Source organism: Mycobacterium sp. B14F4, assembly GCF_039871645.1.
GTDB lineage: Bacteria > Actinomycetota > Actinomycetes > Mycobacteriales > Mycobacteriaceae > Mycobacterium.
Map to the genome: position 1 here is coordinate 155,119 of NZ_JBDPMF010000011.1, position 7,204 is coordinate 162,322.

8 protein-coding genes are annotated in these 7,204 nt (G+C 64.7%); 6 read left to right on the forward strand and 2 right to left on the reverse strand.

Annotated features, from left to right (window positions below; genetic code table 11):
- Window positions 1-21: 21 nt before the first annotated feature.
- Genes atpA through ABGB19_RS24255 form a run of 5 tightly spaced genes read left to right on the forward strand, consistent with a single transcriptional unit; the run spans window position 22 to window position 5,015 of the window.
- Window positions 22-1,668 (forward strand): F0F1 ATP synthase subunit alpha, encoded by a 1,647-nt coding sequence (gene atpA / locus ABGB19_RS24235; RefSeq protein ID WP_347688534.1) that lies wholly within the window; start codon window positions 22-24, stop codon window positions 1,666-1,668.
- Between the two features lie 13 nt (window positions 1,669-1,681).
- Window positions 1,682-2,605 (forward strand): F0F1 ATP synthase subunit gamma, encoded by a 924-nt coding sequence (locus ABGB19_RS24240; protein WP_347688535.1) that lies wholly within the window; start codon window positions 1,682-1,684, stop codon window positions 2,603-2,605.
- 21 nt (window positions 2,606-2,626) lie between these two features.
- Complete coding sequence (atpD, locus tag ABGB19_RS24245) at window positions 2,627-4,189, forward strand: F0F1 ATP synthase subunit beta (RefSeq protein WP_347688536.1); 1,563 nt, start codon at window positions 2,627-2,629, stop codon at window positions 4,187-4,189.
- A gap of 2 nt (window positions 4,190-4,191) precedes the next feature.
- Window positions 4,192-4,557, forward strand: coding sequence for a F0F1 ATP synthase subunit epsilon (locus ABGB19_RS24250; RefSeq protein WP_347688537.1), 366 nt, complete (start codon window positions 4,192-4,194; stop codon window positions 4,555-4,557).
- Window positions 4,558-4,568: 11 nt separating this feature from the next.
- On the forward strand, window positions 4,569-5,015 hold the full coding sequence (locus ABGB19_RS24255) for a DUF2550 domain-containing protein (RefSeq protein ID WP_347688538.1): 447 nt from the start codon (window positions 4,569-4,571) through the stop codon (window positions 5,013-5,015).
- Here the strand turns inward: ABGB19_RS24255 and ABGB19_RS24260 are convergent.
- Window positions 5,009-5,590, reverse strand: a complete 582-nt coding sequence (locus ABGB19_RS24260) for a cob(I)yrinic acid a,c-diamide adenosyltransferase (RefSeq protein ID WP_347688539.1) — start codon at window positions 5,588-5,590, stop codon at window positions 5,009-5,011. The genes ABGB19_RS24255 and ABGB19_RS24260 overlap by 7 nt on opposite strands.
- A 70-nt stretch (window positions 5,591-5,660) precedes the next feature.
- Between ABGB19_RS24260 and murA the strand changes: the two genes are divergently transcribed.
- The gene (murA, locus tag ABGB19_RS24265; RefSeq protein WP_347688540.1) at window positions 5,661-6,914 is read left to right on the forward strand and encodes a UDP-N-acetylglucosamine 1-carboxyvinyltransferase; all 1,254 of its coding nucleotides are present in this window, start codon (window positions 5,661-5,663) and stop codon (window positions 6,912-6,914) included.
- A gap of 66 nt (window positions 6,915-6,980) precedes the next feature.
- Here murA and ABGB19_RS24270 read toward each other — a convergent pair.
- Window positions 6,981-7,204: hypothetical protein (locus ABGB19_RS24270; protein WP_347688541.1), on the reverse strand; the 224-nt coding region annotated here is incomplete at its 5' end.

The window sequence follows — 7,204 nt, forward strand, 5'->3', positions numbered from 1 at the left end:
GAAGTAGGAAGACGAAAAGCCATGGCAGAGTTGACGATCTCCGCGGACGAGATCCAGGGCGCTATCGAGGAGTATGTCGCCGGCTTCGAGGCCGAGACCGAGCGCGAAGAGATCGGGACCGTCATCGACGCGGGCGACGGTATCGCTCACGTCGAGGGACTCCCGTCGGTCATGACCCAGGAGCTACTGGAGTTCCCCGGCGGTGTGTTGGGCGTCGCGCTCAACCTCGACGAGCACAGCATCGGCGCGGTGATCCTCGGCGACTTCGAGAAGATCGAAGAGGGCCAACAGGTCAAGCGCACCGGCGAAGTGCTTTCCGTGCCGGTGGGTGACGCCTTCCTCGGGCGCGTGGTCAATCCGCTGGGGCAGCCGATCGACGGCCGCGGCGAGGTCGAGACCACTGAGCGCCGTGCTCTGGAACTGCAGGCGCCGTCGGTGGTGCAGCGCCAGGGTGTGAGCGAGCCGCTGCAGACGGGCATCAAAGCGATCGACTCGCAGACCCCCATCGGTCGCGGCCAGCGTCAGCTGATCATCGGCGACCGCAAGACCGGTAAGACCGCGGTGTGCGTGGACACCATCCTCAACCAGCGTCAGAACTGGGAGACCGGCGATCCCGACCAGCAGGTCCGCTGCGTGTACGTGGCGATCGGGCAGAAGGGGACCACCATCGCCAGCGTGCGTCAAACCCTCGAAGAGGGTGGCGCGATGGAATACACGACGATCGTCGCCGCACCGGCATCCGACTCGGCCGGCTTCAAATGGCTTGCACCGTATACCGGTTCGTCCATCGCCCAGCACTGGATGTACGACGGCAAGCATGTGCTGATCGTGTTCGACGACCTGACCAAGCAGGCGGAGGCATACCGCGCCATCTCGCTGCTGCTGCGCCGCCCACCCGGCCGTGAGGCGTACCCGGGCGATGTGTTCTACCTACACTCCCGGCTGCTGGAACGCTGCGCGAAGTTGTCCGACGAGCTCGGCGGCGGCTCGCTGACCGGCCTGCCGATCATCGAGACCAAGGCCAACGACATCTCGGCCTACATCCCCACCAACGTCATCTCGATCACCGACGGTCAGTGCTTCCTGGAGACCGACCTGTTCAACCAGGGTGTGCGGCCCGCGATCAACGTCGGTGTGTCGGTGTCGCGTGTCGGTGGCGCCGCACAGATCAAGGCCATGAAAGAGGTTGCCGGTTCGCTGCGGCTGGATCTCTCGCAGTACCGCGAGCTCGAGTCGTTCGCGGCCTTTGCCTCCGACCTCGACGAAACGTCGAAGGCACAGCTGGACCGTGGCGCCCGCCTGGTCGAGTTGCTCAAGCAGCCACAGAGCAGCCCCATGCCGGTTGAGGAGCAGGTCGTGGCGATCTTCCTCGGCACCAGGGGCCACCTCGACTCCGTGCCCGTGGAGGATGTGCAGAAGTTCGAGCGCGAGTTCCTCGAGCACGTCAAGGCTTCCCAGGAGGGAATCCTCAAGGAAATCCGGGAGAGCAAGAAGCTCTCCGAGGAATTGGAAGAGAAGCTCGCGAACGTGGTCAACGACTTCAAGAAGGGCTTCGACACCACCGACGGCAGCTCGGTCGTCGCCGACGAGCATGTCGAGGCCATGAGCGAGGAAGACGTCGAGAAGGAATCAGTGAAGGTTCGCAAGCCCGCACCGAAGAAGAAGTAAGGCCGGAGAACAGATGGCTGCCACACTGCGCGAACTGCGCGGCCGCATCCGCTCTGCCGGGTCGATCAAGAAGATCACGAAGGCCCAGGAGTTGATCGCGACCTCGCGCATCGCCAAGGCGCAGGCCCGAGTCGAGGCGGCTCGGCCGTACGACCGCGAGATCACCAACATGCTTACCGAACTCGCGAATGCAAGCGCGCTGGACCACCCGCTGTTGGTCGAACACGAAAACCCGAAGCGGGCCGCTGTGCTGGTGGTGTCGTCGGATCGTGGGCTCTGCGGTGCGTACAACGCGAACGTGTTCCGACGGTCCGAGGAGCTGTTCTCTCTTCTGCGCGAGGAGGGCAAGCAGCCCGTTCTGTACGTCGTAGGCCGGAAAGCCCTCGCCTACTACAGCTTCCGCAACTGGGATGTGCAAGAGTCCTGGACCGGCTTCTCCGAGCGCCCCGACTATGAGAATGCGCAGGAGATCGCCTCGACCTTGGTCGATGCCTTCAGCGCCGGTCTTGACGACGAGGGCGACGATCCCGGAGCGGACAACATCCTCGGGGTCGACGAAATACACATCGTGTTCACCGAGTTCAGATCGATGCTGTCGCAGTCAGCGATCGCCCGACGTATCGCACCGATGGTGGTGGAGTACACCGAAGAGGAAACCGGACTGCGCACACTGTTCTCCTTCGAGCCGGACGCCGAGACGCTGTTCGGTGCGCTGCTGCCGCGCTACGTCTCGACCCGTATCTTCGCGTCACTGCTCGAGGCGGCGGCGTCGGAGTCGGCTTCGCGCCGACGTGCGATGAAGTCGGCGACGGACAACGCCGACGACCTCATCAGGGATCTGACTCTGATGGCCAACCGCGAACGGCAATCTCAAATCACCCAAGAAATCAGCGAAATCGTCGGTGGCGCGAACGCGCTCGCGGACGCCGCCAAGTAGCCCTAGGAAGCGAAGAAGATAATGACTGCTGCTACCGAGCAAAAAGAAAAGACAACCCGCTCCGACACCGCCGGACGCGTTGTGCGCGTCACCGGCCCGGTCGTCGACGTCGAGTTCCCGCGCGGATCCGTGCCGGCGTTGTTCAATGCGCTGCATGCCGAGATCGACTACAAGGATCTCGCCAAGACGCTGACGCTTGAGGTCGCCCAACACCTCGGCGACAATCTCGTGCGCTGCATCTCGCTGCAGCCCACCGACGGCCTCGTCCGCGGCGTGGAGGTGACCGACACCGGCAAGTCGATCTCGGTGCCGGTCGGTGACGGCGTCAAGGGCCACGTGTTCAACGCGCTCGGTGACTGCCTCGACGATCCCGGTTACGGCAAGGACTTCGAGCGGTGGTCGATCCACCGCAAGCCGCCGGCCTTCGACGAGCTGGAGCCGCGGACCGAGATGCTGGAGACCGGCCTCAAGGTCGTCGATCTGCTGACCCCCTACGTCCGCGGCGGCAAGATCGCGCTGTTCGGCGGCGCCGGCGTGGGTAAAACGGTGCTGATCCAGGAAATGATCAACCGCATCGCGCGAAACTTCGGTGGCACTTCGGTGTTCGCCGGAGTGGGGGAGCGCACCCGTGAGGGCAACGACCTCTGGGTCGAACTCGCCGACGCGGACGTGCTGAAGGACACCGCGCTGGTGTTCGGCCAGATGGACGAGCCGCCCGGCACCCGTATGCGCGTGGCGTTGTCGGCGCTGACCATGGCGGAGTTCTTCCGCGACGAACAGGAACAGGACGTGTTGTTGTTCATCGACAACATCTTCCGGTTCACGCAGGCCGGCTCCGAGGTGTCTACCTTGCTGGGCCGTATGCCATCGGCGGTGGGATACCAGCCGACGCTGGCCGACGAGATGGGTGAACTGCAGGAACGCATCACCTCGACCCGTGGCCACTCCATCACCTCGATGCAGGCCGTGTACGTGCCCGCCGACGACTACACCGACCCCGCGCCTGCTACCACGTTCGCCCACTTGGACGCGACCACCGAACTCAGCCGATCGGTGTTCTCCAAGGGCATCTTCCCGGCGGTGGATCCGCTGGCCTCCAGCTCGACCATCCTGGACCCGAGCGTGGTCGGCGAGGAGCACTACCGCGTCGCCCAGGAAGTGATCCGGATCCTGCAGCGTTACAAGGATCTTCAGGACATCATCGCCATCCTCGGCATCGATGAGCTGGCCGAAGAGGACAAGCAGTTGGTGCAGCGGGCGCGCCGCATCGAGCGCTTCCTGTCGCAGAACATGATGGCGGCCGAGCAGTTCACCGGCCAGCCGGGCTCGACGGTTCCGTTGAAGGAGACCATCGAGGCGTTCGACAAGCTGACCAAGGGCGATTTCGACCACCTGCCCGAGCAGGCGTTCTTCCTGATCGGTGGTCTCGAGGATCTGCAGAGGAAGGCGGAGAGCCTCGGCGCCAAGATGGACGACGGCGGCAGCGACGGTGCCCCGGCGCAGTCTGACGAAGGCAGCAAGGACAGTGGCGACGGCGAGGATAACGGCGACGGCAAGGACGACGACACCGCTAAGGGCGAATAGCGATGGCTGACATGGACGTCGACATTGTCGCTGTCGAGCGTGAGATCTGGTCGGGCAAGGCGACATTCGTCTTCACCCGGACGACAGCGGGTGAGATCGGCATCCTGCCTCATCACATTCCGCTGGTAGCCCAGCTGGTCGACGACGCGATGGTGCGTGTCGAGAGGGAGGGCGAGGATGATCTGCGCATCGCGGTCGGCGGTGGGTTCATGTCCGTCACCGATGAGAGCGTGATCATCCTCGCTGAGTCCGCCGAATTCGAGTCCGAGATCGACGTTGACAGCGCGCGTCAGGACGCTGAGTCCGACGATCCCGCAACTGCAGCCAGGGGGCGGGCGAGACTCCGCGCCGTGGGCCAGATCGACTAGCGGACCCGCCGATGAGCGCGTCCATGATCCTCATGGTCGCGCTGGTCGGTGTGCTGCTTCTGGTTGTCGTCGCGCTGAGTTACCGGCTGTGGAAGCTGCGTCAGGTGGGCGGCACCGCGGCGATCCTGCGTGATGTCCCGGCGATCGGTGGTCATGGATGGCGTCACGGCGTCATGCGTTACCGCGGCGGCGAGGCCGGCTTCTACCGGTTGTCGAGCCTGCGATGGTGGCCGGACCGCAGGCTGAGCCGTCGCGGTCTGGAGATCGTGTCGCGCCGCGGACCGCGCGGCGACGAGTTCGACATCATGACCGAGGAGATCGTGGTGCTCGAATTGCGGGACACCAGCCCGGAACGCCGCCGCGGGTACGAGGTCGCGCTGGATCGTGGTGCGCTGACGGCGTTTCTGTCCTGGCTGGAGTCCAGGCCGTCACCGCGGGCGCGGCGCCGCTCCTATTGAACGGTTGCTCCTCCGCCCGGTCGCCACACCACGTCACCGTCGGGGTTGGCCACCCGCGACAGGATGAACAGCAGATCCGACAGCCGGTTCAGGTACTTGGCGGGCAGCACGCTGATGGCGTCGCCGTGCGCTTCCATTGCCAGCCACGCCGATCGCTCTGCCCGGCGTGCGACGGTGCGGGCCACGTGCAGGAGCGCCGACAGCGGGGTACCACCGGGCAGCACAAACGAATTCAGGGCCGGCAGCGGCTCGTTGAACTCGTCGCACCACGCCTCGAGCCGGTCGATGTAGCTCTGGGTGATCCGCAGCGGTGGATATTCGGGGTTGTCCACCACCGGCGTGGACAGGTCGGCGCCGGCGTCGAAGAGATCGTTCTGAATCTGCTTGAGCACCTTCAAGATTTGCTGGCTCGGATTTCCCAGCGCGACGGCAACGCCGATGGCGGCGTTGGTTTCGTCGCAGTCGGCGTACGCCACCAGGCGGACGTCGTTCTTTGACACCCGACTGAAATCGCTGAGGCCGGTGGTTCCGTCGTCGCCCGTGCGCGTATAGATGCGGGTCAGATGGACAGCCATGGTCAAACCGTACCGGAACGCGTCGTCGAGGAAACTGACACGGCTCGAAGCGCTGTTTACACTAACCCGCGTGAGCGAGCGATTCGTGGTGACCGGCGGAAACCGGTTATCGGGCGAAGTTGCCGTCGGGGGAGCCAAGAACAGTGTCCTGAAGCTGATGGCCGCCGCGCTGCTGGCCGAGGGCACCAGCACGATCACCAACTGCCCGGACATTCTCGACGTCCCGCTGATGGCAGAGGTGCTGCGGGGGCTCGGGGCCACCGTGGAGCTCGACGGCGACGTCGTTCGGGTCACGTCTCCAGACGAACCCAAGTACGACGCCGACTTTGCTGCGGTACGTCAGTTCCGTGCGTCGGTGTGTGTGCTCGGGCCGCTCGTCGGCCGGTGTAAGCGCGCCAAGGTGGCGTTGCCGGGCGGCGACGCGATCGGGTCTCGTCCCCTGGACATGCACCAGGCCGGCCTTCGCCAGCTGGGTGCGCGCTGCAACATCGAGCACGGTTGCGTGGTCGCCGAGGCCGATCATCTCCGGGGCGCCGAGATCCAGCTCGAGTTCCCGTCGGTCGGTGCGACGGAGAACATCCTGATGGCGGCAGTTGTCGCCGAAGGCGTGACGACGATTCACAACGCGGCGCGCGAGCCTGACGTGGTCGACCTGTGCACGATGCTCAACCAGATGGGCGCGCAGATCGAGGGGGCGGGCACGTCGACGATGACGATCACCGGCGTCGACCGGTTGCATCCGACCGAGCACCGGGTGATCGGCGACCGCATCGTCGCCGCCACGTGGGGGATCGCCGCGGCGATGACGCGCGGCGACATCTCGGTGACCGGGGTCGACCCCGCGCATCTACAGCTGGTCCTGCACAAGCTGCACGACGCCGGCGCCACGGTGACCCAATCCGACGACGGCTTCCGGATAGCCCAGTACGAGCGGCCCAAGGCGGTCAACGTCGCGACGCTGCCGTTCCCCGGCTTCCCGACAGATCTTCAGCCGATGGCCATTGCCTTGGCGTCGATCGCCGACGGCACGTCGATGATCACCGAGAACGTGTTCGAGGCCCGGTTCCGGTTCGTCGAGGAGATGGTCCGGCTCGGCGCCGACGCGCGTACTGATGGCCACCACGCGGTGATCCGGGGCATCCCGCAGTTGTCGAGTGCGCCGGTGTGGTCGTCGGACATCCGCGCCGGCGCGGGACTGGTGCTGGCCGGACTGGTCGCCGACGGCGACACCGAGGTGCACGACGTGTTCCATATCGACCGGGGTTATCCGTTGTTCGTCGAGAACCTCAAGAGCCTCGGCGCCGAGATCGAGCGGGTCGACTGAGGGCATGTCTGCCGTGGGCAGCGTCTCTTGCAGCCGCTTTGGGCCTGGGGCGAAGAAGGCGTAGTCTTACACCAGAAGCCCACGGCCCCAGGCCAATAGGACTGGAGGACGGGGTTTGACGTCTCTCTGCAGTCTGTTATAGACTGGCAGGGTTGCCCCAAAAGCGGGTGTGTTGTTTGAGAACTCAATAGTGTGTTTGGTGGTTTTTGTTTGTTGTTTTTTGTCGCATCCTTTTTTCCCGTTTAGGGGTGTGATGTTTTTTTGACCAGTTTTGGACTGGTTGCTTGGTT